This window comes from Micromonospora sp. MGP-C2, from assembly GCF_057766525.1.
In genome coordinates, this window is record NZ_JBYMEN010000002.1 from 4,734,427 (window position 1) to 4,760,631 (window position 26,205).

Genomic DNA, 26,205 nt, shown 5'->3' on the forward strand with positions numbered 1-26,205 from the left:
CGCCAGGCGACCGGAAGTGTCGGTGGTGGTCGATACGGTCCGGCGGTGACCGTGACCACCGATGCCCCGCCGACCATGCCCACCTCCGCCGACGAGGCCCGACTGTGGGCGCTCATCGAGTCGGCGTGGGCCGAGCTGGGCCCCGAGCCCCTGGCGCTGCGGCGGGCCCTCGTCGAGCGCGACCCCGCCGACGATGACGACGACGGCCCGTCCTACGCGATCGGCGACTGGCTGGACCGTTTCCTGGACCGGCTCGGTCATCTGAGTGCCGAGCTGACCGGGCAGGAGTTGACGGACCTCGACCGGGTGGTGGAGCGCAAGCTGCACGACATCGATCGGGAGGACGTCCACGAGGTGACCGACGGGTCAGACGATGGCTTCCTCTACTGCCGAGGCTTCATCGTCGCGCTCGGCCGGGGGTTCTACGAGGCGGTTCGCGCCGATCCCGCCATGGCCCTGCCGGACGCCGAGTGCGAGAGCTTGTGTTACTTCTTCGCCCATCTGCACAACGACCGGTTCGGTTCATGGCCGGAGACCGGCTCCGGCATCTCCCGGGAGTCGTTCGGCAACCCCGCCGGTTGGTCGGCCTGACCGAGCGGCGTGTCGACCATCATCCGGCACGACCCGGGCCGAGGTTGATCAGCCGACGGTAGGGATTTCCCCACCACAAGATCATGGGTCGCCGTGTGTTTCGGAAAGGCCATCTCCATCAGGCTTTCCACCATGCGAAACAGTGGTACGACCTCCGCGGGCCGTAGGCCGGTCGTCGAGGTGATCGACGTGACGAAGACCTATCCCGGCGGCGGTGGTGTCCGGGCGTTGGATGGCGTGTCGGTCGCCTTCGAGGCCGGTTCGTTCTGCGCGGTGATGGGCCCGTCGGGCTCGGGCAAATCCACACTCCTGCACTGCGCGGCGGGCCTCGATCGGCCGGACAGCGGCCGGGTGCTCCTCGCCGGCCAGGACATCGGCGGTCTGCGTGAGCCACAGCTCACTCAGGCGCGGCGGCGGCGGGTCGGGTTCGTCTTCCAGTCGTACAACCTGATGGACTCGCTGTCGGTCTGGCACAACATCCTGCTGCCGCAGCGACTGGCCGGGGTACGACCGGACCGAGACTGGGCGCGGGAGGTGATGCGCCGCGTCGGGCTCACCGGACGGGAGAACGACCGGCCGGGTCAACTGTCCGGTGGTCAGCGGCAGCGGGTCGCGCTCGCCCGCGCCCTGGCCAGCCGGCCGGAGGTCATCTTCGCCGACGAGCCGACCGGTGCACTGGACCTGTCGACCGGCCGTGAGGTGCTCGGGCTGCTGCGCGAGGCGGTGGACACCACCGGCACGACGATCATCATGGTGACGCACGACCCGGCCGCCGCGGCGTGGTCCGACCGTGCGGTGTTCCTCGCCGACGGTCGGGTCGTCACGGAACTCGCCGACCCGACCGCCGAGAAGGTTGCGGCGCAGATGATGGCGGTGACCGTCCGATGATCCGGCTCGCTCTCGGCACCCTTCGTCAACACCGCGGCGCGTACGCTGGCACGTTCTTCGCCGCGCTGCTGGCCGTGGCCCTGCTCGCTGGCGGCGGTCTGCTGCTCGCCTCCGTGCTCACCGCAAAGCCGCCGGCAGATCGGTTCGCGGCGGCGGCGGTCGTCGTGTCAGGCGACCGCGACGTCACCCTTGAGAAGGTCACCACGAAGGAGAAGAAGGACAAGGTCAAGGTCAAGCGCAAGGTCAAGTCGGAGCGGCTCACCGGCGCCGGCTCGCTGCCAGCGGACCTCGCCGGCCGGTTGGACAGCCTTCCGGGCGTCGCGACCGCGATCGCGGACGTCGCCTTCCCGGCGCAGGTGCGTACGCCGGACGGCCGTCCGCTGCGCGGCGCCGACAACGCTCCGGTGATCGGACACGGGTGGGCCTCGGCACCGCTGACGCCGTATGCGCTGCGTACCGGTGAGGCACCCGGCCCGGGCCAGGTCGTCATCGACGCCGACCTCGCCAAGCGCTCGGGTGCCGCGGTGGGCGGACGTCTCGTCGTCACCACGAAGACCGGCGTCCACAGCATGACCGTGTCCGGCGTTGCCGCACCGGCTGGCCGGGACGGACTGCCCGCCCAGGGTGCGCTGTTCGTCGCCGACAGCGAGGTGGCGTCGGTGTCGGGGCTGCCCGGTCCGACCGCGGTGGCCGTCCTGGCCAGCCCCGGCACCGACCCGGTCGCACTGCGCAGCGCCGTCGAGGAGGTCGCCGGGAAGGCTCCCGTGCTGACCGGCGCGGATCGGGTCCAGGCCGACCTGCCCGGTGCCCTGCCGGACTACATCGGTCCGATCTCGATGTTCGGCTTCGTCATCGGCATCACGGCGTTCTCGGCCATCTTCGTCCTCACCGGCACGGTCACGCTCGGCGTACGTCAGCGTCTGCGCGAATTGGCCCTGCTGCGCACCTCCGGCGCGACCCCCGGTCAGCTGCGCCGCCTCCTCGGCGTGGAAAGCGTCCTGCTCGCCGGTGTCGCCGCGCTGCCGGGCGCGCCGTTGGGTGTGGTGTTCGCCCACCTGGTGGCCGCCCGGTTCCGGGACCTGGGCGCGGTGCCGGCCCAGTTCGTCGTACGGACCAACGTGATCGTGCTCATCGCCGCCGCGGCGGCCGGAATACTTGTGACCTTTCTCGGTGCCCGGATCGCCGGCCGCCGAGCGGTGCGGATCGCGCCGACGCAGGCACTCGCCGAGACCGCGAATAGCCCGACCGGCGGCTTCGTCCTGCGGACCGCCATCGCGGTGGTGACCACCGCCGGCGCGATCGCCCTGCTCGTCTTCGTCCCGCTCGACGGGCCGCTCGGCATGGGCATGAGCTTCGTGTCGTCCGCATTGTTGCTCTGCACTGTCGCGGCTCCCGGCCCGCTGCTGATCCGGGTGTTGACGGCGCCGCTGTCCCGCCTCGTCGGTGCCGGCGGCGCGACCGGCTGGCTGGCCGGCCTGGTCACCCGAGCCGAGCCGCGGCGGGTCGCGGCGGTCGCCGTCCCGCTCGTGCTCATGTTCGCGATCAACGCCACCATGCTGCTCAACAGCGCCCTGATCGACGAACTGACGGCGCAGGAGCAGGTGGACCGGACGGCGTCCGCGACGGCGCAGGTGACCGCGCCGGGCGGGCTCCCGCTCGGCACCGTCGAAAGGCTCGCCGCCCTCCAAGGTGTGACAGGCGCGGCGGCCACGCTGCCGACCCGGGCCATCGTCGAGCAGGGCGGCAAGCCCGAGGACTACGTCACGCAGGGTCTGCTGGTGGCCGGCACCGAGACGGCCCTCGATCTCGACCTGCGCGCCGGGACGCTGCCGGGCACGGGCACGTTCGCCGCCAGCGAGTACATCACCGGCCAGTACGGCTGGCGGGTGGGCGACGAGGTGCGGATCTGGCTCGCCGACGGTCACCAGGTCAACCTGCGCCTCGCCGGGGTGTACGCCCGAGCCCGTGGCTTCGGAGACCTGGCGCTGCCCGCGGCCCTGGTGGCGGCGCACGACCCGCGTGGACTGGTCAGCACGGTCGGGCTGCGCTACAGCGGTGACGTACCGGACCGGATCGCCGCCTCGTGGCCTGGTCTGCGGCTGACCCCCACGCTCGGTGCGGCACCCGCCGGGGACGCGCAGAACCAGCAGGGTGCCTGGGAACTCATGGTGGTCATCTCCCTCGGCTTCACGGCGATCGCCGTCGTCAACACCTTCGCCATCGCCACCGCGGCGCGCCGACGCGAGTTCGCTGGCCTGCGGTTGGCCGGGGCGACGACCGGGCAGTTGCACCGGCTCGTCGGACGCGAGGCGATGATCACGGTAAGCGCCGGGCTGGTGCTGGGCATCGCGGTCACCGCGATCGTGGTCGGCGCGTTCAGCACCGCGCAGGACGGCACGTTACGGGTGTTCGTCGACGCCGGCACGTACGCGGGAATGCTCGGTGCTGTCGCGGCACTCGGACTGGTCGCGGGTGCCGTACCGGCCCGGGTCCTGCTGCGGCGGCGCAGCCTGCCGGCCCTGAGCGATGGACGCTGACCGTCGTCCCGACCGGATCGCCGCTCGGACCCGCCTCCCGGATCGTCGGGGGTCGGGGCCGGTCGGCGGTCGTCGGCCCGGTCCGTGCCGGCACATCGCGGGTACGATCGCCGCGATGATCCGCACAACGGTGTCGGCGCTGGCGTACCTGGCCAGCAGCCTCGTCGCCGGTGTCGTCGGCCTCAGTTGGGCCGTGGTGTCCACCCTCGGCGTCAGTCTGCTGGCGATCACGCAGCTCGGTGGGCCGGCGTTCCTTGGTGCCGCCTGGGTGACACGGCACCTCGCGGACCTGGAGCGGCAGCGGGCTCGTTGGATACTCGGCGCCGCAATCGCCGTGCCGTACCTGTCGATCGAGGGTGGCACCGTCCGGCAGCGGGTCAGTCGGGTCGCGGTGCAGCCGGCCACCTGGCGTGACCTGGCGTGGCTGGTCGCATTGTTCCCGCTGGGCCTGGCCGGCGGAATCGCCGCCATCGTGGTCACCGTCGTCGACCTCGCCGCCGTCGTGGCGCCGCTGTGGGCGTGGGCGGTGCCGAACCCGCACGCGCCGTTCCCGATGCGTCCGCTCATGACGACAGTGCCGGGTCGGTTCGGCCTGACCGTCCTCGGCGTGCTGCTGCTCCCGGTCACCGCATGGTGCCTGCGAACCGCCGGACTGGCCCAGGCCCGGGTGGCCCGGGCTCTCCTGGCTCCCGGTGCGCACCGGCACCTGGTCGACGAAGCCGCCCGCCTCGCGCAGACGCGCCGCCGGGTCGTCGATGCGCAGGCCGCGGAGCTGCGCCGGATCGAGCGGGACCTGCACGACGGCGCCCAGGCCCGGATCGTGGCCGCCGGCATGACGCTGGCGCTGGCCGCCCGCAAGCTGCGGATCGGTGCGGCCGCCGAGTCCGATGTCGACCTGGCCCGCCGGCAGCTCGACGATGCCCTCACCGAGCTCCGCCGGCTGGTACGCGGCATCCACCCGCCGATCCTCACCGATCGAGGGCTGCACGCTGCTGTCGCCGCCCTGGCCGGCGACAGTCCGCTGGCCGTCGAGATCCGGGGCGATCCGAACGACCGTTACCCGGCGGCGGTCGAGTCGGCGGCCTACTTCGTCATCGCCGAGGGTCTTGCCAACGCGGGCAAGCACGCCGACGCCCGCACCTGCGTCGTCACCCTCTCCCGGACCACCGGCACGGTCACCGTCACGCTCACCGACGACGGGCAGGGCGGCGCCGACCCGTCCGGTTCCGGGCTCGACGGTCTGCGCCGTCGTGTCGAGGCGCTCGACGGCCAGCTCTTCATCACCAGTCCACCCGGCGGTCCCACCGTCCTGTCCGCGGAGCTGCCCCACTGATGCGCATCGTGATCGCCGAGGACCTGTTGCTGCTCCGGGACGGCATGGTGCGGCTGCTGACCGACACCGGCCACACCGTCGTCGCCGCCGTCGACACCGCACCCGCCCTGCTGGCGGCCGTTGCCGAGCACCGACCCGACCTGTCCATCATCGACGTTCGCCTGCCACCCGGCTTCCGCGATGAGGGACTCCGCGCCGCGCTGACGCTTCGGGCCACCGACCCCGACACCAAGGTGCTCATCGTCTCCCAGTACGTCGAGCGGGCCTACGCCGTGGAACTGCTCGCCGACGGTCGGGGTGGTGTCGGTTACCTCCTCAAGGACCGCGTGATCGCCCTCGATGATTTCCTCGACGCCGTGGAGCGGGTCGCCAAGGGTGGGACCGCCCTGGACCCGGAGGTGGTTCGGCAGCTCTTCACCCGCAACAGCCACAACCACGGGGTCGACGGGCTCACCGCCCGGGAAGGGGAGGTGCTCGGCCTCATGGCGCAGGGCCTGTCAAACGCGGCCATCTGCGCGGCGCTCGTCCTTGCGCCGGTGTCGGTGGAGAAGCACATCACCAACATCTTCGCCAAGCTCGACCTGCCACCCGCCGAGGACGCCAACCGGCGGGTGCGTGCGGTCCTCGCCTACCTCAACCACTGATCACAGCCTGCGGGAACGCCGGATCGATCCTCCGGCGTTAAGGTCACCTCGTGACGGTACGAGGGCTGCGGCGGATCATCGTGTCGGTGGCGGATCGGGAGCGCGCGCTGGCGCTCTACCGGGATGCGTTGGGGCTGACCGAGAAATACAGTGCCGGCGAGATGGTGGCCCTGGCCGTTCCGGATTCCGGGGTCGAGCTTCTGCTGCACGAACGCCCACCCACGCCCGGGTTGGCCGGCGTCGCGGTGAGCTTCCTCGTGTCGGATGTCGACGCGGCGACCGCTGCGGCGGTGAAGGCCGGTGCCCAGGTCGTCGACGCGCCAGCTGATCAGCCCTGGGGTGAACGACAGTCGGTGCTCACCGATCCGGACGGCCATGTCATCTGCTTGGTGACGCCAGCGGCCTGACCGCCCGCCGGCTGGGGTCAGGCGTAGATCTTCCTGGCGTACTCCGGGCCGTAGTGCCGTTCCAGGTCTTCGAGGCTCTCCACCGGCGCCTCGACCTCCTTGATCAGGCGCGCTCGGGACGGCAGCGCGTCGGGCTGCCAGGTCTCCGGCTGCCACAGCGCGGACCGCAGGAACGCCTTCGCGCAGTGGTAGAAGATCTGCTCGATCTCCACCACCACGGCGAGCACCGGCCGGTGCCCCTTGACCACCATGTCGTCGAACCAGGGAGCGTCGCTCACCAGGCGGGCGCGCCCGTTGATCCGCAGGGTGTCGGTCCGCCCCGGGATGAGGAAGAGCAACCCGACGTGCGGGTTGTCGAGTATGTTGCGGTAGCCGTCGGCCCGCTTGTTGCCCGGCCGCTCGGGCAGCGCGACGGTCGTGTCGTCCAGCACCAGGGCGAACCCGGCCGGGTCGCCCTTGGGGGAGACGTCGCAACTGCCGTCCGCGCCGGCCGTGGCCACCAGGCAGAACGGCGAGGCGGCAAGCCATTCGCGGTCCCGCTCGTGCAGGCGGTTGCGTTCCTTGTTGGCGGCCCGCGCGGTCGGCACACCGAGCAGCTCGCGTAACTCCTCGTGCGAAGTGATCTCCACCGTCACGTTGATCCTCCCTCAGGCGTTGACCCGTTGGCGGGCACCACCATTTGTCAGCCTAGGCCGCCGTGACCAGCGCGAGGTTTGTGCCCGGTTGCCGGGGGTACGGCCTCATCCGACGCGCCGCCGCAACGAGACCGTTCGCAGGACGCCGACCAGTGGAGGCCGGGAGATGGAGAGCCGACTCAAGGTGCTGGGGCACCCAGTCCACCCGATGCTGGTCATGTTCCCGGTCGCGCTGCTGGCCACGGCGGTGCTGTTCGACGTGGTGGATACCGTCGGCGGGCCGGACCTGCTCGGCGAGGTCGCGTACTGGAACATCACTGTCGGCCTGATCGGCGGCCTCTTGGCCGCGGTGGCCGGCTCGTTCGACCTGCTGGCGATCCCGACGGGCACCCGCGCCAAGCGGGTGGGCCTGCTGCACGCCGGGGCCAACCTCGCGGTGATCCTGCTCTTCGCCGCGATCTGGGTGGTCCGGCTCAACGCCGACTCCCGCGCCGCTGGCGGCGCGTTGCTCGTCGTCGAGATTGTCGCGTTGGCGATCCTCGGCATCAGCGCCTGGCTCGGCGGTGAGTTGGTCGACCGGCTCGGTGTGGGCGTCGATCGCGATGCCGGCCTCGACGCGCCCAGCTCCCTACGGCCGCCGGCGGCCGTTCAGCGGATCGGAGATGTGTGATGAGCGAGCAGCAGTCCGGGGGCTTCGGCCGGGGTTGGCGGGGTGGCCGGCAGCAGGGCTGGGACCCGATGGGTGAGCTTCAGTCGCTGCGCGCCGAGCTGAGTCGCCTGGTCGGCGGCCGGGCCGGCGCGTCCGACGTCGAGTTGACCGAGACCGCCGACGGCTGGGAGGTCGTCGTCCGGCTGCCCGGGGTGGCACCGGAGGAGGTGGCGGTCGAGTTGGACGACCTCGAGTTGTGCGTGCGCGCCCGTTCCGAGGCGGAGGTCAACGCCGACCAGGGCATCCCTGGCGGGTTCGAGACCCGGGGCTTCGAATACCGCATCAACCTGCCGTCGCGGGTCGACCCGGATGCCATCGACGCGGTCATGGACCATGGCCTGCTCCGGGTCCGCCTGCCCCGGGCGACCCGGCCCGCGCCGCGCACCATCACCGTCGGTCGCACCGGGCCGCGCTCCGGCGACTTTTCCACTGGTACGCCGATGCCGGCCGATCCCGCAGCGGACCGGGAGTTGCACCGCCCGGACACCGAGATCGACCGGCCGTAGCGGCCTGCGTGGTCACCCCGGCTCTGCTCGGCCCGACCGCCGAGCGCCTTCCCGACGTGCGGCGGATCGCCGTGCTGCGCGCCAACGCACTCGGCGACTTCGTGTTCGCGTTGCCGGCGCTGGAGGCGTTGCGTGCCGCGTACCCGTCGGCGGAGATCGTGCTGCTCGGCGCGCCGTGGCACGCGAAGCTCTGGCGCGACCGGCCCGGCCCGGTGGACCGGGTGCTGGTGGTCCCGCCGGCCCCCGGCATCCGTGCGCCCGACGCGGGCGAGGCGGAGTCGTCGATGGACGACTTCCTGGCCGCTGCGACGGGTGAGGGTTTCGACCTGGCGGTGCAGATCCACGGTGGTGGCGCGAACTCCAACCCGATGATGGGTCGCCTCGGCGCCCGGCTGACGGTCGGCCTGCGGGCGGACGACGCGCCGCCGCTGGACCGGTGGCTGCGTTACGTCTACTACCAGCACGAGGTGATCCGCTACCTGGAGGTGGTGGCGCTGGTGGGAGCACCGGCGACCACCATCGTGCCGACACTGGCGGTGACCGACGCCGACCGGGCCGAGGCGGCCCAGGTGCTCGGCCCGAAGAGCCGACCCCGGGTGGCGCTGCACCCGGGGGCCAGCGACACCCGCCGTCGCTGGCCCGCCGAACGCTTCGCCGAGGTGGCCCGTGAGCTGCACGGCGACGGCTACGAGGTGCTGGTCACCGGCACACCCTCCGAGCAGGAGGTGGTGGACCGCGTCGTCGCGGCGGCCGGGGTGCCGGTGCGGCCGCAGGTGGGCACGCTCAGCCTCGGCGGGCTGCTGGGTTGCTACGCCGACTGCGCGCTGGTCGTCTCCAACGACACCGGCCCGCTGCACGTGGCCGCCGCGGTGGGCGCGCCCACTGTGGGCATCTTCTGGGTCGGCAACCTGATCAACACGGCGAATCCGTTGCGCGGCCGGCACCGCCCGATCTGCTCCTGGATGGTGCACTGCCCGGTCTGCGGGGTGGACTGCACACCGGGCATCTACCCGCACCGGCCCGGCGACGGCGAGTGCCCACACCAGGATTCCTTCGTGGCGGACGTCCCGACGATCGAGGTGCTGGAAGCCGCCCGGGAGCTGCTCGACCCGTAGTTCAGGCCGGCTGCGGGCTGTCCTCGTCGGCCAGGACGACCTCCCACGCCTCCACGTCCCGGTCGGTGACAGTGGTGGGAGACTCCAGGTGGTACGCGCCGCTGGGCAGGATGCCCGCCCCGCCGTACCGGGCCAGCACCGAGAGCTGCGCGGCCACGTCCTCACCCTGGTGCTTCTCCTGCACCCGACGCCAGAAGTCGAAGCCACCGGCGTCGACGAGCTTGGCCCGGTCGTAGAGCACGCACCCGCCGATCCAGGAGACCTTGTACGCCCGCCACGCCCCCGGCGGCAGCGCCAGGTGCTGGGTGATGTGCAGCAGGTTGGCCGCCGAGTGGATCCGGGCGCGGTTCCACTCCGGGGTGTCCGGGCGGATCCGCTCCGGCCTCGGGGGGCCGATCCACTCCTCGTAGTGCCCGTGCGACTCGGGCCGCACGTCGTCGGCGTACGAGAGCCCGTGCACGCCGTTGCCCACGAACCCGCAGCCCAGCTCGCCGATCGCCGTCACCAGCCGGTGCACCGCCCCCGGTTCCAACCAGATGTCGTCGTCGAGGCTGAGGACGTAACGGGCGGCCGAAGCGGCGAGCAGGTACGCCCGGTGTTCGGCCAACCCCCGTCGGGGCAGCCGACGGGTCAGCAGCACCGGGTGACCCCGGTGACGCAGCGCCCGGACCATGGTGGCGGCGGCGGGATGCGCGTACGCCGGATCTCCGTCGGACTGGTCGCTGACCACCACCCCGAAACCGGGTACGCCGTCCTGGGCTGCGAGGCCGCCCAGGGTGACCGCCAGCTCGGCGGGCCGGTTCCGGGTCGGAATCAGCACGTCGAGCAGCCGGTCGGCGCGGAACTCCTCCGGCGTGCCGAGGACCAGGGGGCGGTTCACGACGCCTGGGTGCGGGTGCTCAGCGACGGGTCCGGTTCCCGGTCGACGGGGTGCGCCGACGCGTCCTGGCTGTGTGACCGGATCCGCTCGATGATCGCGGAGGTGGACCGGTCCGGCACGTACCCGAGGGTGCGCACCTGGCCGCCCAGCCGGCGCACCAGCGGCGCCTCCGGGACCAGCTCCGGTGGGTAGTCCCCGCCCTTGACGTACACGTCCGGCCGGACCGCCTCGATCAGCGTGGCGGGCGAGTCCTCCTCGAAGACCACGACGTGGTCCACGCAGGCGAGCGCGGCGAGCAGGGCAGCCCGGTCCTCGACCGGGTTGACCGGACGGTCGGCGCCCTTCAGCCGGCGTACGCTGCCGTCCGAGTTGACCGCCACGATGAGCAGGTCGCCCAGCGCGCGGGCCTGCTCCAGGTAGCGCACGTGCCCTCGGTGCAGCACGTCGAAGCAGCCGTTGGTGAACACCACCGACCGTCCCGCCTCGCGGTACTCGGCGACGATCGCGTCCAACTCGTCGGTGTCGACGAGCGCGGCATGGCCCGTGGTCTCGGTCGGCTGGTCGAGCGCGGTGAGCAGGTCCTCCCGCCGGCACACGCAGGTGCCGGTGTCGGAGACGGTGATGGTGGCCGCCAACTGGGCGAGCTGGGCGGCGGTGGGCAGCGGCGCGTCGGCGGCCAGGGCCAACGTCATCGCCGCCAGGTACGCGTCGCCGGCGCCCACGGCGTGGCTCGCCGGGACCGGCGTGCTGTGGCTGCGTCGTGGCGCCCGTCGGCGCCACCGACCACCGCGCCCTCGGTGTCCAGGGTCACCGCGACCACGTCGGCACCGGTGTGCGCGCGCAACTCGGCCAGCCGCGACTCGGCCAGGACGGCCCGGTCTACACCCTCCCCGGCCTGGGTGTTCACGGTGACGCCGGTGCCGGTGACGCTGAGCCCGTCGCCGGTGAGGGCCACCCGACCCTCACCCCGGACGGGTTCACCGACCGGCCCGGGGCGATCGGCCGGCGACGGCTCCGGGGTCGGGTCGGCGGTGCTGTCGTCGGCGCGTACCCCACCAGGTGCGGCGCCGACGCTCAGTTCGGACGGTCCGTCGGCCGGGTCGCCGTCGGGGTGTTCCAGGTGCAGTTCGGTCCCCGTGGTCGTCCGGCTGGTGCCGCCGGCCCGGGCCAGCAGCCGGGTCGCCTCGGCGAAGCTGGGGGTGACGACGGTCGGCGCGAGCCCTCGCCAGTCGGCGAGGTCGTGGGCGTCCAGCGCGACAGTGGCGTACCGCTCGCGTTGCTCGACCAGCCACGCGCGGACCTGCGCGGGCAGCGCACCCAGACCGTAGTCGCAGACCACCAGGGTCGGCGCCTCCCCACCGGCGGCGGCGCGCAGCTCCTCGGTGGCGCAGCTCAGGGCGGTGAGCAGCCGGGTCACGCCCTCCGGGTCGAGTGCGTCGTCCGGGTCGCCGGAGTCCTCGCGCAGCAGGATCTGGTTGCCGGCGAGCATTCGCCGCTTCACCGGGGTGGGCCGTCCCGGCTGGTTGACCGTCCGGTCCCAGACGCCCGCGCGGTCCAGACAGTCGTGCAGTTCGTCGCCGGCCACGTCGGCGCCGACCGGTGCCACCAGCACCGCCCGGCCACCCAGGGCGGCGACGTTGACCGCGGTGTTCGCGGCGCCACCGGCGGCGGAGATCCGCCTGCGCAGGGTGAGGACCGGAGCTGGTGCCTCTCGGCAGAGCCGGTCGGAGTCGGCGAAGCGCCACTCGTCCAACATGGCGTCACCGACGATCAGGACTGGGCGCCCGAGCCAGCTCTCCACGACGGTGGCGAGCCGGCGCTGTTCCGCTGCTGCTCCTGCCATGCCTCCCCGGGTCCCCACCGCCCTCCGGGCCAAACCTGACCCGCGCCTGACCTGCGGTCATGTCACCACCGCGCCGTTACCGCCCGGCTGGGCCGTTTCGGACATCCGGAGGCGGGAAGGGAATTGAGGTAACCCCGGAAAGGAGATGTACCGAGATGGCAGCGCAACTGCAGGGCAAGCGGATCGCCTTCCTGGCCGCCGACGGCGTCGAGGAGGTCGAGTACGTCCAGCCGCGCGAGGCGGTCGAGAACGCCGGTGCGACGGTCGAGCTGGTCTCGCTCAAGCCCGGCTCCATCCAGTCCTTCAACCATCTGGACCAGTCGAAGACGTACGACGTGGACGTGACCGCGGACAAGGCGGACGCCGCCGGCTACGACGCTCTGGTGCTGCCCGGTGGGGTGGCGAACCCGGACTTCCTGCGTGGCGATCCGGACGCGGTGCGGTTCGTGAAGGCGTTCTTCGACGCGGGCAAGCCCGTCGGGGTGATCTGCCACGGCCCGTGGACGCTGATCGAGGCGGACGTGGTGCGGGGCCGACGGATCACCTCCTGGCCCACCCTGCGTACCGACCTGACCAACGCGGGCGCGAACTGGGTCGACGAGGAGTGCGTAACCGACGGCAACCTGACCAGCAGCCGAAAGCCCGACGACCTCCCGGCCTTCTGCCAGAAGATCACCGAAGTCTTCGCCGCCTGACGACCCCACCCACCCACCCCAACCCCTGCCCAATCCCCGTTGATCATGAAGTCATTGCCCTCCGGCTCGGCGTGTCGTGGCGACAACTTCATGATCAACGCTCCGGATCGGCCCGGGTGGGGTGGGTTTTTTGTGGTTTGGCGCATGTTCCGCGCTGTCCGGGATAGAAGGCCACATGACCACCGAAGCCTCCGGCGCGCCGGTGCTGAATCGTCAGCAGATTCGGCTGCTCATGTTCGGTCTGATGACCGGCATGCTGTTGGCCGCGCTCGACCAGACCATCGTGGGTACGGCGCTGCCGACCATCGTCGGTGAGCTGGGCGGGATCAACCACTACTCGTGGGTGGTCACCGCGTACCTGCTCGCCTCGACCGCGTCCACACCGCTGTACGGCAAGATGGCCGACCTGTACGGGCGCAGACCGGTCTTCCTCTTCTCGATCGGCACGTTCCTGGTCGGGTCGCTGCTGGCCGGGCTGTCCCAGAACATGACCCAGCTGATCGTCACCCGGGGCATCCAGGGCCTCGGAGCCGGTGGTCTGCTGACCCTCGCGTTCACCATCATCTCGGACGTGGTGTCACCCCGGGAGCGTGGTCGCTACCAGGGTCTGTTCGGCGCCGTCTTCGGGATCTCGTCGGTGGCGGGGCCGCTGGTCGGTGGTTACTTCGCGGAGACCGACTGGCGGTGGATCTTCTACATCAACGTGCCGCTGGCGATCCTGGCCATCGTGGTCTGTTACCACGTGATGCGGTTGATCCCCTTCGAGCGCCGGGACCACTCGATCGACTGGCTCGGCGCCGGTCTGCTGGTCGCCGGGGTGAGTTCGCTGCTGCTCGCGCTGAGTTGGGGCGGCAACGAGTACGCCTGGGGCTCCGGCGTGATCATCGGGCTCTTCGTCGTCGGTGCGGTGCTGGGGGTGCTCTTCGTCCTCCAGGAGGCCCGGGTCGCCGAGCCGATCCTGCCGCTGCGGCTGTTCCGGAGCGCCACCTTCGCGCTGGCCAACTCGGCACTGCTCATCATCGGTCTGGTGATGTTCGGTTCGATCATCTTCATCCCGCTGTACCTGCAGATCGTCAAGGGCGCCTCGCCGACCCGCAGCGGTCTGCTGATGCTGCCGATGATGGCCGGCATCATCATCACCTCGATCCTGACCGGCCGGGCGATGACCCGGATCGGCCGGTACAAGTGGTTCCCGGTGGCCGGCTCGGTGACCCTGCTGGTCGGCATGTTCCTGTTCACCCAACTGGAGGTGGCCACCTCCCTCTGGGTCGCCTTCGGGTTCATGGTGGTGATCGGCGTCGGGCTGGGTCTGTGTATGCAGTCGCTGATCCTGGCGGTGCAGAACGCTGTCTCCGTGCGCGACCTGGGGGCCGGCACCTCCTCGGCGACCTTCTTCCGGTCACTGGGCGGTTCGTTCGGGGTGGCGATCCTCGGCACGGTGCTGTCGTCCCGGCTGGCCAGCGGGCTGTCCGACCGGCTGCCCGGTGCCATCGCACAGCTCCCGCCGCAGGAGCAGGCCGCAGTGGCGGCTAGTGGTGGCACCAACATCTCGATCAACGACCCGGCGACCATCCTGGCCCTGCCGGGGCCGGTCCGCGCGGCCATCCAGGGCGCCTTCGTCGACGCGCTGGACATGGTCTTCCTGACCGCCGGCCTGATCGCCATCGTGGCGGTGGTGGTCACCCTGACGCTGCCCAACACGCAACTGCGGGGCGCCGGCCCGCAGGGCGCGACCGGCGGCGCGGACCCGCTCGGCGGTGAGGCCCCGGCACCGGGCGGCAAGCCGCTGACCCGCGAGTCCAAGGAAGAGGCCGCCGCCGACATGGAGGCCAAGTCCCAGACGATGATCTGAGCGAGGCCGGTGTCGGTCCGGGTCGTCAGGCGGGGCGACGGTAGACGCCGTACCACCAGGTCGCGGCCAACTCTCTCGCTGCCGACGCGTCGGTGTCGGGGTCGGCCGAGGTGGCGCTGACGTGATCGGCGAGGAAGCGGTCGCCGCCGATCACGATGAGCCGGCTCGCGGTCACCGGGTCGATGCCCGCGGGGGTGCGCCCGGCCTCCTGTTCGGCGCGGAGCACCTGCACGGTGCGCGCCACGAACTGTTCCAGGCCTGCGGCCCAGTACTCCCGGACCACCTCGTCGTACGCGGCGACCTCACTGACCGCCGCCAGCACCGGGGCGTGCGTCCGGTATATCCGGATCACGTCGGCGAAGATCTCGGTCAGCGACGCGAGCGGATCGCCCGGCCGGGCGGGGTTCCACTCGCCGGTGCGGCCGAAGGAGCTCTCCCGCATGCTGCCGGCGAGACGCATGAGCAGTTCGCTCTTGTCCCGGAAGTGGGTGTAGAAGGTCGACCGCGCCACCCCGGCCTCGGCGGCGATGCGCTGCACGCCGAGGTCGGTGAAGCGGATCCCCTCCTGGAGGAGTCGCTCGGTGGCCGCCAGCACCCGCGCTTCGACGGCGGCCCGCCCATCGGGGTTGCGTGGGCGACGGCGGGTGATCGAAGGCATAGCCGGAATCCTAGGTGGGCGGGTGCGGGGTGGGCGACGTACGCTCGTTGCCGGACACACTGTCCGACACTCTGACCAGGGAGCGCCCGACCGTGGCCTCCGACCCCCGCACCGCGAGGAGCGACACGTGAAGTACCGACTGTTGGGCACCACCGGGGTGTACGTCTCGGAGATCTCGCTGGGCGCGATGACCTTCGGTGGCAGCGGGCACCCCCTCTGGGGCACCCTCGGCGGGCTGGCGCTGCCCGACGTCCAGCGGATGGTGGACACCGCGCTGGACGCCGGGGTCAACTTCATCGACACCGCAGACGGCTACAGCGACGGCGAGAGCGAGGAGCTGCTCGGCCAGGCGCTCGGCAAGCGGCGCCGCGACGTGGTGCTGGCCACCAAGGTGCACTCCCGGACCGGCCCCGGCCCGAACGACGTCGGCACCTCCCGGCTACACATCATGCAGAACCTGGAGGACAGCCTGCGCCGGCTGGGCACCGATCACATCGACCTGTACCAGATCCACAACTTCGACCAGGTCACCCCGATGGAGGAGATGCTGCGGGCGCTGGACGACGCGGTCCGGCAGGGCAAGGTCCGCTACATCGGCGCCGCCAACTTCGCCGCCTGGCAGATGTCCAAGGCGCTGGGCATCTCCGCCCGGGAGAAGCTGGCCGGGTTCGTCTCGGTGCAGGAGTACTACTCCCTGCTGGGCCGCGACGTGGAGCGCGACGTGGTGCCGATGGCGCTCGACGCGGGCGTCGGGCTGACCGTGTGGAGCCCGCTCGCCGGTGGTTTCCTCTCCGGCAAGGTCAGCCGGGACGGCGCCGTCGCCGACAGCGGCGCGCGCAGCGCCCAGCCCGGTTACGCCAGCTTCACCCCGTTCGACCCGGAGCACGCCTTCGCCGTGGTCGACGTGCTCAAGGGTGTCGCCGAGCGGCACGAGGTGAGCCCGGCCCGGGTGGCGGTCGCCTGGCTGTTGTCCCGACCGGCCGTGACCAGCGTGATCGTCGGTGCGCGCAAGCAGGAGCAGTTGGTGGACAACATCGCCGCCTCGGATCTCACTCTGACCGAGCAGGACCTCACCGAGTTGGACGAGGCCACCAAGCTGCCGGTCGCGTACCCGAACTGGATCCAGGAGGGGTTCTTCGCGGGGCTCCGCCACCCGCAGTGAGGCCACGGCCCCGGAGTCGGTGGCTCCGGGGCCGCCCTACTTGAGGATGAGCCGGTTGGTCTGCTCGAAGACGTCCAGATCTGCCAGCGTCTCGGTGACCGAGGCGGAGAGCGGGGCGGGGAACCGGTCCCGGGGGAAGAAGCCGGCGTCGGTGGTCTCGTCGGTGACCCGGGCGAGCTGCCCGTCCCACTCCTCCACCTTGAACGCCGTCGTGAAGACCTGGTACGTGTGCCCGTACATGTTGGTGCTCGTCCGGTCCGGGCCGGTGTAGAGGGCGAACGCGCAGACCCGCAGCGCGCGCAACCCGGTCTCCTCGCGGACCTCGCGGACCGCGCAGTCGGCGATCGACTCGCCCAATTCCATCGCACCGGCCGGCATGGCCCACTGCCGGTTGTCCGAGCGCTGGATCAGCAGGATCCGCCCGGCGTTGTCGCTGACCACGGCACGAGCGCCGACGAACATCAGCGTCCGGTCTCCGGCGATCGCGCGTAACTGCCCTACGTATGAGTCGGCCCAGGAGATGCTCACCTGCGACAACTTACGGGGGTTCCCAACGTGTGACCGCCGACACTAGCTTGTTACCCATGCGTAGCACGATGATGGACGCCCCCCTTCAGGTCTCCCGGATCCTCGACCACGGCGCAGGCGTACACGGCACGGCCGAGGTGGTGACCTGGACCGGCGCCGAGCCCCGCCGAATGACGTACGCCGAGGTGGGTCGCACCGCCGCCCGGCTGGCACACGCGCTGCGCGACGAGTGCGGGGTGACCGGCGACGAGCGGGTCGCCACCTTCATGTGGAACAACAACGAGCATCTGGTGGCGTACTTCGCGGTGCCGAGCATGGGTGCGGTGCTGCACACGCTCAACATCCGGCTCTTTCCCGACCAGGTCGTCTACATCGCCAACCACGCCGAGGACCGGGTGGTGCTGGTCGACAGCACGCTCATCCCGCTGCTGGCCCGGGTGATCGGCGAGCTGAGCACCGTGCGGCACGTGGTGGTGGTCGGCGGTGGCGACCCGTCGCCCCTGGTGGCGGCGGCCGGCGACCGGATCACCGTGCACCACTGGGACGCGCTGCTCGCCGACCGGCCCGAGGCGTACGACTGGCCCGAGGTGGACGAGCGTGACGCCGCGGCCCTCTGCTACACCTCGGGCACCACCGGCAACCCGAAGGGCGTGGCCTACTCGCACCGGTCCATCTACCTGCACTCGTTGCAGGTCTGCATGCCGGAAGGCTTCGGTCTCGCGCCGACCGACCGGGAGCTGGCCATCGTGCCGATGTTCCACGCGATGTCCTGGGGTCTGCCGTACGCGGCCTTCCTCTCCGGCGCGTCGCTGATCATGCCGGACCGGTTCCTCCAGGCCGCGCCGATCGCCGAGATGATCGCGGCCGAGCGGCCCACCCTGGCCGGGGCGGTGCCGACCATCTGGACCGATCTGCTCGCCTACCTGGACAGCCACGACGTCGACACGTCCTCGCTCACCGAGGTGATCGTCGGTGGCTCAGCCTGCCCGCCGGCGCTGATGCACGCCTTCGACGAGCGCTTCGGAATCGACGTGATCCACGCCTGGGGGATGACCGAGATGTCCCCGCTGGGGTCGGTCTCACGCCCGCCCGCCGGTGCGACCGGGGAGCAGGCGTGGCGTTACCGCTACACCCAGGGGCGGGTGCCGGCGGGTGTGCAGGCGCGGATCGTCGGCCCGTCGGCCGAGCCGTTGCCCGCCGACGGCAGGGCCGTGGGCGAGCTGGAGGTCCGTGGGCCGTGGGTGACCGCCCGGTACGTCGGTGACGACGCCCCGGACGAGGAGAAGTTCCGCGACGGCTGGCTGCGCACCGGCGACGTGGGCACCCTCTCGCCGGACGGCTACATCACGCTGACCGACCGCGCCAAGGACGTGATCAAGTCCGGCGGTGAGTGGATTTCCTCGGTCGAGCTGGAAAACGCGCTGATGGGCCACCCGGCGGTGCTGGAGGCATGCGTGGTGGGTGTGCCGGACGAGCGGTGGGACGAACGACCGCTGGCCACCGTGGTGGTCCGGGAGGGCGCCTCGGTGACCGCCGAGGAGCTGCGGGACTTCCTGGCCGGCTCGGTGGCGCGCTGGCAGCTGCCCGAGCGCTGGGCGTTCATCGACGCAGTGCCGAAGACCAGCGTGGGCAAGTTCGACAAGAAGGTCGTCCGTTCGCAGTACGCCGAGGGCGAGCTGACCGTCCGGGAGCTGACAGCCCCGTAACGTTTTCCCAGGCACTGTCGCCTGTTGGGGCAGGGGTAACTCCTGGAAGATCCCTCCCCAGGGGGCGGCCCCGGCGTTCGCACCGCGCCGGGGCCGCCCGTTCCACGCGGGGTTACCCCCGCACCGTCATTGTTGCGAAACTTGTTCGCCTCTGTCCTGATGACGGGGAAATCGGGTGCTCAGCGACCCGATCAGGCGTCGCTGGTGGTGATGAGCACCTTGCCCACCGCCGAGTCCTCCACCGCCTGGTGCGCCGCAGCCGCCTCGGCCAGGGCGTAGGAGTGCAGAGGTAGACCGGCGTCCGCACCGACCCGGATTCCACCCTGGCTGGCCGCCGCCGCCACGTCCTTCACGCCCTGCGCCTTGGCCGCCTTCGGCTCCGTGTAGACCAGCACGAACTGCCACCGGGCGTTCGGCACCATCATCGCCCGGATCGGGATGCTCACCTCGTCGCCGCCGTTGTCGGCGTACATGCAGACAGCGCCGCCGTGCCGCAGCACCTGCACGTCGACCGAGGCGTTGCGGGCGGGGGAGACCTCCACGATCGTGTGGACCCCGTCGGGGGCGATCTTGTGGACCTCCTCGACCACGTCCTGTTCCCGGTAGTTGATGACGTAGGAGGCGCCGGCCGCCGCCGCGAGCTGCGCCTTCTCCGCGCTGCTCACCGTGGCGATCACCGTGGCGTCGGCCCAACGGGCCAGCTGGATCGCGGCGTTGCCCACCGCGCCGGCCCCGCCCTGCACCAGCACGGTGTGGTCCGCCAGCGCACCGGCGCGCAGCGTGTCCGGCATGAACTCGCCGGCCGTCAGACAGCGGTGCGCGGTGAGGAACGGAATGCCCAGGGCAGCTCCCAGCTCGAACGGGGCGTCACCGAGGCGTACCGCCTGCCGGACCGGCACCAGCGTGTACTCCGCCGACGTGCCCCACGGCCGCTGCCAGGCGGCCTCCCAGATCCAGACGCGCTCACCGATCAGGTCCGGGTCGACCCCCTCGCCGACCGCCTCCACCACTCCCGCGCCGTCCTGCCCGGGAATCTGCCACCCGTTCGGCGGGGAGCTGCGGCGAGACTTCCAGTCCGTCGGGTTCACCCCCGCTACCGCCATCCGCACCAGAACCTCGCCCGCAGTCGGCTCCGGCACCGGCCGGTCGACCAGCTCCAGCACCGAAGGGTCGCCGGTGCGCTCGTACACGATGGCTTTCATCCGTGATCTCCTCACCATGCGCGGCATCCGCGCCGAGCACCGCCGGCTGCGGTACCCCGCTCAGCCTCGATCAACCCAGGTCGTCCACCAGCTCCGGGGTCAGCTCACCGATCGCTCCCAGTGTCACCACGGCCAGCCGGGCGGCGTCCGGGTCGAGCGGGTACGAACCGTGCGGCACCGCCACCACCCGCATACCCGCCGCGGCCGCTGAGCGCACCCCGTTGGACGAGTCCTCCACCGCGACGCAGCGGGATGGGTCGACGCCGAGGCGCTGCGCGACGCTCAGATACACGTCCGGTGCGGGCTTGCCCCGCTCGGTCTGCTCGGTGGAGAGGGTCGCGCCGAACGCGTCGGTCAGACCGGTGGCGGCCAGCGCCGCCTCGATCAGCCGGGTCGGCGACGAGCTGGCCAGCCCCAGCGGCCAGCGCGCGGCGAGCCGACGCACGACCTGATCGGCGCCGTCGATGAGGGGTACGTGGTCCCGGTAGCGCCGGGTCATCTCCTCGACGACCTCGCTGGCGACCTGCTCGGCCGTGCGGTCGACGCCCAACTCGCCGCTGAGGTAGTGGGCCCACTCCCCGGTGCTCATCCCCATCAGGCGACGTTGCGTGTCCGGTTGCCACGTCCCGCCGTGCGCCGCCACGTACGCCCGGCGGACCTCCTCCCACACCGGCTCGGAATCCACGATCACGCCGTCCAGGTCGAAGACCACCGCATCAGCCACGGCCCCATCCTGCCCGACGGGCGGGCGCCCGGTCAGCCGGGCAGTGCGGGCAGGCCGATCGGGCTGCCGGCCGGGATCAACGCATGGCAGGACCGTGCCGTCGGCTCCAGCAGCTCCCGGAGCCGATCCGTGTCGTCTCGGCCCAGCGCCTGCCACGGGTGCGCGGCGGCCCGGTCGGTGGCGTCCTCGACCGCCTGGAACTCGGCCCGGCCGTGGTCGGTGGCCGTGCCGTCCCCGGTCAGCCAGCCCCGCTGCGCCAACCGCTCGCGGGCGGCGTGCCACTGCTCCTCGGACCAGCCCCGGCCCAGGAGATTCAGTGGCGACGAGCCATCCATCGCGATCCGCCACGCCAGCGTCTCCACCGGGTCCAGCCCGGCGGCCACCAGCGCCGCCACGTGCCCGTCGCCGCGGTGCTCCCGCAGCGTGGTGGCGGCCTGCCAGAGCCGGGCCAGCGGGTACTCCCCGACGGGCAGCGCGGCGTTGACCGCGCCGAGCACCCGGCCGGCGGTCTGCGTCGCCGAGGCGGCCCGCTCCAGCAGGTCGGCGGCCTCCGCCAGGTGTGTCTCCGGCAGCTCGTACGTCAGCTCGGCGAGGGCCTGCACCGCACCGGTCAGGCGGGCACGCAGCGCCTCCTGCGGGGTGGCCAACCGCCACACCGCCGGCAGCGCCCGGGCAACCATCGGTGGTGCGAAGCTGAAGAACGCGGCGATCACCGGGGCCGCCTCGGTGGCGCCCAGCGGCGCGGCCCGGCCGGCGAAGTAACCCCGCCAGTAGCCGCGTAGCCCGACCGCCTCGTACGCGGCACGAGCCCGGGGGTGGAAGTAGGTGACCGCGTGCACCGGCTCGAAGTGCGTCCACATCAACCGAGCGGTCCGTCCAGGATCGTCCAGCGCTGTCACGTGCACCTCCGCGTCCCGGTCCCCGATGCTCACCCCGGGCGGCGAACCGCCCGGGGTGACGCCGAACCTACTGCCGTTGGGTAACGGGTCGGAAGCCCCATGTGAACAACTGCATCGCGACCGGGGGACAACCGGGGCGATTCAGGCAGGTCACTGGGCGGCGAGCACGTCCACCACGAAGCGCAGCGGGCCGGTCGGGCGTCCACCTGCGGCAGCCTCGTCGTTGCCGTACGCCAGCTCGCCCGGAATGTCGAGCTGCACCCGGCTGCCCACTGTCACGCCGACCAGGCCCTGGTCCCACCCGGGGATGACCTGGCCGACGCCGATCGGGAAGGTGGCCGGCTGCCCGGCCTTCCAGGAGGAGTCGAACTCCTTGCCGTCCTTGAAGAACACCCCCACGTAGTTGGTGGTGATCGTCTGACCCTTTTGCACGGCAGCGCCCTTGCCCTTGATCAGCGGGGTGACGGCGAGCTTCTTGAGGTCGCCAGTGCCCTTTGCCACCGTCGGCTTGCTGCCCAGCGCCGGGTCGGAGCCCTCGGGCAACTGCGGGGCGGGAGGTGCGGCGGCATCGGGGGCCGGGGCGGAGGCGGACGGGGTCGCGCCGGCCTGGTTGGCGGGCTTGTCGTCGCTCCGGTTCCGGTCGATCCACACGAACCCGCCGATCAGCAGCGCCATCACCGCGACGCCGGCGAGCCCGCCCGCCCACGCCTGGCGGCGGCGCTTCGCGTCGGCAGCCTTCTTCGCCGCCAGCTGGGCCGCCAGCCGGCGGCCCGACTTGGTCGCCGGGCTCTGGTCGCCCGCCGACCGGTTCTGCTGCGTCCGCTCGCTCACGTCGTCGACTCCCTGCTGCGAAGGTGTGGCCGGCACCCAGTGCCGGGGGGAAAGCCGACGCACACGGTACCCGCATCGCGGCCCACCGTGCCCGCCGCGGACGCCTCGGATCGCCCAGCGAGGCAGTTGCGGGGCCTTCGCGGGCGGTTATTCCGGGACGACCATGAAGTCGGTCACGAACGATGTCACGCGACCATCGGCGGCGCGACCGATCCAGGTGCCGTAGCAACCGTCTCCCCAACCGGTGGCCACGGTGACGACGTTGGCGCCGGTGGCCTCGTCCAGAACGGCGGTGATCAGCCCCGGGACCGGCGACGCGGGCAGCTCGGTCGGGATGAAGACCTCCTCGACCCGGTCCTCGTCCCACTCCTCCAGAACGGCCAGCGCCGTCGGGTCGGCGAGGGTGCCGGCGCCGGCGTCGACCCCGTACCCGAAGTAGTCGTCCGCGCCGAGCGTCGCGACGTCCTGGTCGCCCGCGACGGCCAGTTCCCAACGGGTGGTCGGCTCGTCCGAGACGACCAGCTCCAGGGCGGCCACCCGCCGGTCCACCTCGGCGTCCTCCCGCAGCACCACCGCCACCCAGGCGCGGGCGGGATGCCGACCGGGCGGCACGGTCACCGTGAACGGCTCGGCCTCCGGGCAGACCAGCGGGTCACACCCGACCACCTGACCCGTCGGCAACACGACGTCGCCCACCGGGTGGACCTCGATCAGGTATCCGCCGTGCTGGTCGGTGAAGCGGGCACCGGGCGTCAGCAACCGGTCCAGATCAGGGGTGTACGGCATGGGGGCTCCTCCGGTGGCCAGCGGCCGGCGGAGCGTACCCGGCCCGGCGGACACCGCCGTCGCTGCCGTACGGTCAGGCGCTCTTGCGGGGTGCGGCCTTCTTCGCGGTGGTCTTCTTCGCCGGCTCCGCCTTCTTCGCGGCTGTCTTCTTCGCCGGCTCGGCCGCCTTCTTCTCGGCGGTCTTCTTCGCGGTGGTCTTCTTCGCCGGTGCCTTGGCCGCCTTCTTCTCGGCCGCCTTCTGCGCCGACCGGGCCGACGAGATGGGCGTCGGCTCGCCGCCGCCACCACCGCCACGCGCGGGTTGCTCGCCGCGAGCGGCCTTGGCCCGTTCCACGGACGCCTTCAGTGCGGCCATCAGGTCCACAGCGGCGGCCGGCGCCTCCTCGACCTCCTCCGGCTGCACGACCTCCCGACCCTCCACCTTGGCGTCGATGACCTCCTGCAACGCCGCCCGGTAGTCGTCGGTGAAGACGTCCGGCTCGAACTCACCGGTCATCGAGTCGATCAGGGAACTGGCCATCGCCAGCTCCGGCGGGCGCACCTTGAGGTCCTCGTCGAGGAAACCGAAATCGGGGGTACGGATCTCGTCCGGCCAGAGCATGGTGTTGAGCAGCAGCACACCCTCACGGACCCGCAGCGTGGCGAGCTGCTCCCGCTGACGCAGCGCCACCTTGACGATGGCCACCCGTTCCGAGTCGATCAGCGCGTCGCGCAGCAGCACGTACGGCTTGGTCGCCGCGCCTTCCGGCTCCAGAAAGTACGCCTTGTTGTAGAGGATCGGGTCGACCTGCTCCGCCGGCACGAACTCCAGCACGTCGATGGCCCGTGAGCTGGTCAGCGGCAGGTCGGCGAAGTCCTCGTCGGTGAGGATCACCATCTCGCCACCGCCGATGTCGTAGCCCTTGGCGATGTCGTCGTAGGTGACTTCCTCGCCGCAGACCGAGCAGGTGCGCTTGTAGCGGATCCGACCGCCATCCTCGCGGTGCACCTGGTGGAACCGAATGTCCTTCTCCTCGGTCGCGGAGTAGAGCCTCACCCCGATCGAGACGAGCCCGAACGACACGGCTCCCTTCCAGATGGCACGCATCCTGCGCTCCCTTCCCCGGTATCGACCATGCTCGCATCCGAAAGAACCGGACGCGAGCTGTTCGGCCTGCTACTACAGTCGGGTCGTGCCTGGCGCGCCGCTCAAGCCGATGCTCGCGATGACCGGGCCGCTCCCGGCCGGTGACGGCTGGGCGTACGAGTTCAAGTGGGACGGGGTCCGCGCGCTCGCCGACATCTCCGGTGGTGGTCAGCACCTGTATGCCCGCTCCGGCGTGGAGATCACCGCCGCGTACCCGGAATTGGCCACCCTGCCCGAGCAGGTCGACGACGCGCTGCTCGACGGCGAGGTGGTGCTGCTCGGCGAGAGCGGACAACCGTCGTTCACCGCGCTGGCCGAGCGGATGCACGTGCGGGACCGGAACAAGGCGGCCCGGTTGGCGGCGGTCATGCCGGTGACGTACATGATCTTCGACCTGCTCCGGTGGAACGGCGACGACCTGACCGGCTGGCCGTACGAGCGCCGCCGGGAGGCCCTGGAGGCCCTCGCGCTCGGCGGTGCCCGGTGGGCGGTGCCCCCGACCTTCGCCGACGGGCCGGCCACCTATGAGGCGGCCGGTGAGCACGGCCTGGAGGGGGTGATGGCCAAGCGGATCGGTGCCGTCTACCGCCCGGGGGTGCGCTCACCGGACTGGGTGAAGGTCAAGCTTGAGGTGACCGGCGACTTCGTCATCGGTGGCTGGCGGCCGGGCGCGCGCCGGATCGGCGGACTGCTGGTCGGGGTGCCCGGCCCGGACGGTCGGCTGATCTACCGGGGTCGGGTCGGCGGTGGGATCGGCGCCGCCATCGAACGGCAGCTCCTCGCCGAGTTGGAGCCGCTGCGGTCCGGCGCGTCACCGTTCGCGCCAGGTGTGCCGCGCGAGGATGCCCGAGGGGCCATCTGGGTAGAACCCCGGGTGGTGGTGGAGGTGAAGTACGGCCAGCGCACCCCGGACGGTCGACTGCGCTTCCCCCGGGTGCTGCGGTTGCGCCCGGACAAACCCGCGGAGGAGGTCGACGATGCCGGCTGATCGGCTACGGGTGGACGTCGAGGGCCGCGCGCTGGAGTTGTCCAACCTGGACAAGGTGCTCTACCCGGCGGCCGGGTTCACCAAGGGCGAGGTGATCGACTACTACACCCGGATCTCCCCTGTGCTGCTGCCGCACCTGCGGGACCGGCCGGTCACCCGGATCCGCTATCCCAACGGCGTGGACGACAAGTCGTTCTTCGAGAAGAACACACCGGCCGCGACCCCGGACTGGGTGCGCGTGGAGAACCTGCCCGCGCCCGGGTCGACGAAGGGCCGGGAGACCATCGACTACGTGGTCGCCGACGACCTGCCCACCCTCGTGTGGCTGGCCAACCTGGCCGCATTGGAGCTGCACACGCCGCAGTGGAAGGTCGGCGAGCACCCGGACATGATGGTCGTCGACCTGGACCCGGGGCCGCCGGCCGGGCTCGCCGAGTGTTGTCCGGTGGCGGTGCTGATGCGCGACCGGCTCGCCGAGGACGGGATCGAGTCCTACCCGAAGACCTCCGGCAAGAAGGGCATGCAGCTCTGCTGCCCGATCGCGGGCACCCAGTCGTCGGATCTCGTCTCCGACTACGCCCGACGGATCGCCCAGGAGTTGGAGAAGGCCCACCCGAAGCTGATCGTGTCGAAGATGGCGAAGAACCTCCGCCCGGGCAAGGTCTTCATCGACTGGAGTCAGAACAACGCGGCGAAGACCACAGTCGCGCCGTACTCGCTGCGGGCCCAGTCGGTGCCGTCGGTGTCGACGCCGCTGACCTGGGACGAGGTCGAGGCCGGCGCCCGCGGCCGCAAGCCGGCCGTTCGCCAGTTCACCGCCGCCGAGGTCCTGGCCCGGGTCGAGGAGTACGACGACCTGCTCGCCCCCCTGCTCGACGGTGGCCCGGAGTTGCCGGGCTGACGCTGAGTGACGACGGATGCCCAGATGGCCAGGGGCGGCACCAGCAACAGAGTGTGACG

The 26,205-nt window shown here is 71.6% G+C and carries 25 protein-coding genes and 1 pseudogene; 15 read left to right on the plus strand and 11 right to left on the minus strand.

The features are described 5' to 3' along the window. Positions 1-45: 45 nt before the first annotated feature. From AC3CF1_RS21750 to AC3CF1_RS21775, 6 genes are all read left to right on the plus strand, one after another. Positions 46-591 carry a DUF4240 domain-containing protein gene (locus AC3CF1_RS21750; RefSeq protein ID WP_354982568.1) on the plus strand — a complete coding sequence of 182 codons (546 nt, stop codon included), beginning with the start codon at positions 46-48 and terminating at the stop codon, positions 589-591. A 132-nt stretch (positions 592-723) separates the two neighbouring features. Then, the gene (locus AC3CF1_RS21755) at positions 724-1,479 is read left to right on the plus strand and encodes an ABC transporter ATP-binding protein (protein WP_354982569.1); all 756 of its coding nucleotides are present in this window, start codon (positions 724-726) and stop codon (positions 1,477-1,479) included. After that, positions 1,476-4,016, plus strand: a complete 2,541-nt coding sequence (locus AC3CF1_RS21760; protein ID WP_488451142.1) for an ABC transporter permease — start codon at positions 1,476-1,478, stop codon at positions 4,014-4,016. Before AC3CF1_RS21755 ends, AC3CF1_RS21760 begins: the two co-directional genes overlap by 4 nt. 115 nt (positions 4,017-4,131) lie before the next feature. Beyond that, positions 4,132-5,349, plus strand: a complete 1,218-nt coding sequence (locus AC3CF1_RS21765; protein ID WP_488451143.1) for a sensor histidine kinase — start codon at positions 4,132-4,134, stop codon at positions 5,347-5,349. After that, entirely contained in the window at positions 5,349-5,993 is a 645-nt protein-coding gene (locus tag AC3CF1_RS21770; RefSeq protein ID WP_210925235.1) for a response regulator transcription factor, read from the plus strand. Before AC3CF1_RS21765 ends, AC3CF1_RS21770 begins: the two co-directional genes overlap by 1 nt. Positions 5,994-6,043: 50 nt before the next feature. Continuing rightward, entirely contained in the window at positions 6,044-6,400 is a 357-nt protein-coding gene (locus tag AC3CF1_RS21775) for a VOC family protein (protein ID WP_088951194.1), read from the plus strand. 17 nt (positions 6,401-6,417) lie between these two features. On the opposite strand, the gene AC3CF1_RS21780 is transcribed toward AC3CF1_RS21775, so the two are convergent. Then, positions 6,418-7,035 carry a pyridoxamine 5'-phosphate oxidase family protein gene (locus AC3CF1_RS21780; RefSeq protein ID WP_088951195.1) on the minus strand — a complete coding sequence of 206 codons (618 nt, stop codon included), beginning with the start codon at positions 7,033-7,035 and terminating at the stop codon, positions 6,418-6,420. A 166-nt stretch (positions 7,036-7,201) separates the two neighbouring features. On the opposite strand from AC3CF1_RS21780, the gene AC3CF1_RS21785 reads away from it, so the two are divergent. From AC3CF1_RS21785 to AC3CF1_RS21795, 3 genes are read left to right on the plus strand one after another with little or no spacing between them, the layout of a single operon-like run. Continuing rightward, entirely contained in the window at positions 7,202-7,705 is a 504-nt protein-coding gene (locus tag AC3CF1_RS21785; protein WP_354982573.1) for a DUF2231 domain-containing protein, read from the plus strand. Next, positions 7,705-8,250: an Hsp20/alpha crystallin family protein gene (locus AC3CF1_RS21790; protein ID WP_141907652.1), complete on the plus strand. Its 546-nt coding sequence runs from the start codon at positions 7,705-7,707 to the stop codon at positions 8,248-8,250. Before AC3CF1_RS21785 ends, AC3CF1_RS21790 begins: the two co-directional genes overlap by 1 nt. Before the next feature lie 8 nt (positions 8,251-8,258). Continuing rightward, positions 8,259-9,365 (plus strand): glycosyltransferase family 9 protein, encoded by a 1,107-nt coding sequence (locus tag AC3CF1_RS21795; RefSeq protein WP_488451144.1) that lies wholly within the window; start codon positions 8,259-8,261, stop codon positions 9,363-9,365. Between the two features lies 1 nt (position 9,366). On the opposite strand, the gene AC3CF1_RS21800 is transcribed toward AC3CF1_RS21795, so the two are convergent. Together AC3CF1_RS21800 and rfaE2 are read right to left on the minus strand one after the other, a co-directional pair. Then, positions 9,367-10,245: a glycosyltransferase family 2 protein gene (locus tag AC3CF1_RS21800; protein WP_488451145.1), complete on the minus strand. Its 879-nt coding sequence runs from the start codon at positions 10,243-10,245 to the stop codon at positions 9,367-9,369. Then, a pseudogene (rfaE2, locus tag AC3CF1_RS21805) lies at positions 10,242-12,088 on the minus strand (D-glycero-beta-D-manno-heptose 1-phosphate adenylyltransferase). Before rfaE2 ends, AC3CF1_RS21800 begins: the two are co-directional and overlap by 4 nt. 155 nt (positions 12,089-12,243) lie before the next feature. On the opposite strand from rfaE2, the gene AC3CF1_RS21810 reads away from it, so the two are divergent. Then, on the plus strand, positions 12,244-12,783 hold the full coding sequence (locus tag AC3CF1_RS21810; protein ID WP_488451146.1) for a type 1 glutamine amidotransferase domain-containing protein: 540 nt from the start codon (positions 12,244-12,246) through the stop codon (positions 12,781-12,783). A gap of 175 nt (positions 12,784-12,958) precedes the next feature. Then, positions 12,959-14,635 carry an MDR family MFS transporter gene (locus tag AC3CF1_RS21815; RefSeq protein WP_088951202.1) on the plus strand — a complete coding sequence of 559 codons (1,677 nt, stop codon included), beginning with the start codon at positions 12,959-12,961 and terminating at the stop codon, positions 14,633-14,635. Between the two features lie 25 nt (positions 14,636-14,660). On the opposite strand, the gene AC3CF1_RS21820 is transcribed toward AC3CF1_RS21815, so the two are convergent. Continuing rightward, entirely contained in the window at positions 14,661-15,293 is a 633-nt protein-coding gene (locus AC3CF1_RS21820; RefSeq protein WP_488451147.1) for a TetR/AcrR family transcriptional regulator, read from the minus strand. Between the two features lie 127 nt (positions 15,294-15,420). Between AC3CF1_RS21820 and AC3CF1_RS21825 the strand changes: the two genes are divergently transcribed. After that, positions 15,421-16,455: an aldo/keto reductase gene (locus AC3CF1_RS21825; RefSeq protein WP_088951204.1), complete on the plus strand. Its 1,035-nt coding sequence runs from the start codon at positions 15,421-15,423 to the stop codon at positions 16,453-16,455. A 36-nt stretch (positions 16,456-16,491) separates the two neighbouring features. Here AC3CF1_RS21825 and AC3CF1_RS21830 read toward each other — a convergent pair whose 3' ends face one another. Then, the gene (locus tag AC3CF1_RS21830; RefSeq protein WP_488451148.1) at positions 16,492-16,983 is read right to left on the minus strand and encodes an NUDIX domain-containing protein; all 492 of its coding nucleotides are present in this window, start codon (positions 16,981-16,983) and stop codon (positions 16,492-16,494) included. Positions 16,984-17,039: 56 nt separating this feature from the next. On the opposite strand from AC3CF1_RS21830, the gene AC3CF1_RS21835 reads away from it, so the two are divergent. Further along, complete coding sequence (locus tag AC3CF1_RS21835; protein WP_355159493.1) at positions 17,040-18,689, plus strand: fatty acid--CoA ligase; 1,650 nt, start codon at positions 17,040-17,042, stop codon at positions 18,687-18,689. A 191-nt stretch (positions 18,690-18,880) separates the two neighbouring features. Here the strand turns inward: AC3CF1_RS21835 and AC3CF1_RS21840 are convergent, their stop codons facing one another. From AC3CF1_RS21840 to ku, 6 genes are all read right to left on the minus strand, one after another. Further along, positions 18,881-19,891, minus strand: a complete 1,011-nt coding sequence (locus tag AC3CF1_RS21840; RefSeq protein WP_354982580.1) for an NADPH:quinone reductase — start codon at positions 19,889-19,891, stop codon at positions 18,881-18,883. A 70-nt stretch (positions 19,892-19,961) separates the two neighbouring features. Further along, complete coding sequence (locus AC3CF1_RS21845; protein WP_488451149.1) at positions 19,962-20,615, minus strand: HAD family hydrolase; 654 nt, start codon at positions 20,613-20,615, stop codon at positions 19,962-19,964. A 32-nt stretch (positions 20,616-20,647) separates the two neighbouring features. Next, complete coding sequence (locus AC3CF1_RS21850; RefSeq protein ID WP_141912320.1) at positions 20,648-21,475, minus strand: SCO6745 family protein; 828 nt, start codon at positions 21,473-21,475, stop codon at positions 20,648-20,650. Positions 21,476-21,664: 189 nt separating this feature from the next. After that, positions 21,665-22,381, minus strand: coding sequence for an FKBP-type peptidyl-prolyl cis-trans isomerase (locus AC3CF1_RS21855; RefSeq protein ID WP_088951209.1), 717 nt, complete (start codon positions 22,379-22,381; stop codon positions 21,665-21,667). A gap of 111 nt (positions 22,382-22,492) precedes the next feature. Further along, complete coding sequence (locus AC3CF1_RS21860) at positions 22,493-23,131, minus strand: DUF4241 domain-containing protein (RefSeq protein ID WP_141907664.1); 639 nt, start codon at positions 23,129-23,131, stop codon at positions 22,493-22,495. Between the two features lie 73 nt (positions 23,132-23,204). Then, a complete protein-coding gene (gene ku / locus AC3CF1_RS21865) occupies positions 23,205-24,218 on the minus strand; it encodes a non-homologous end joining protein Ku (RefSeq protein ID WP_488451150.1) in 1,014 nt (337 codons plus the stop codon). Between the two features lie 85 nt (positions 24,219-24,303). Here ku and ligD (AC3CF1_RS21870) point away from each other — a divergent pair, with 85 nt between their 5' ends. Together ligD (AC3CF1_RS21870) and ligD (AC3CF1_RS21875) are read left to right on the plus strand one after the other, a co-directional pair. Next, on the plus strand, positions 24,304-25,245 hold the full coding sequence (gene ligD / locus AC3CF1_RS21870) for a non-homologous end-joining DNA ligase (RefSeq protein WP_088951212.1): 942 nt from the start codon (positions 24,304-24,306) through the stop codon (positions 25,243-25,245). Next, positions 25,235-26,146, plus strand: coding sequence for a non-homologous end-joining DNA ligase (ligD, locus tag AC3CF1_RS21875; RefSeq protein ID WP_488451151.1), 912 nt, complete (start codon positions 25,235-25,237; stop codon positions 26,144-26,146). The genes ligD (AC3CF1_RS21870) and ligD (AC3CF1_RS21875) overlap by 11 nt, the downstream gene beginning before the upstream one ends. Positions 26,147-26,205: the final 59 nt, after the last annotated feature.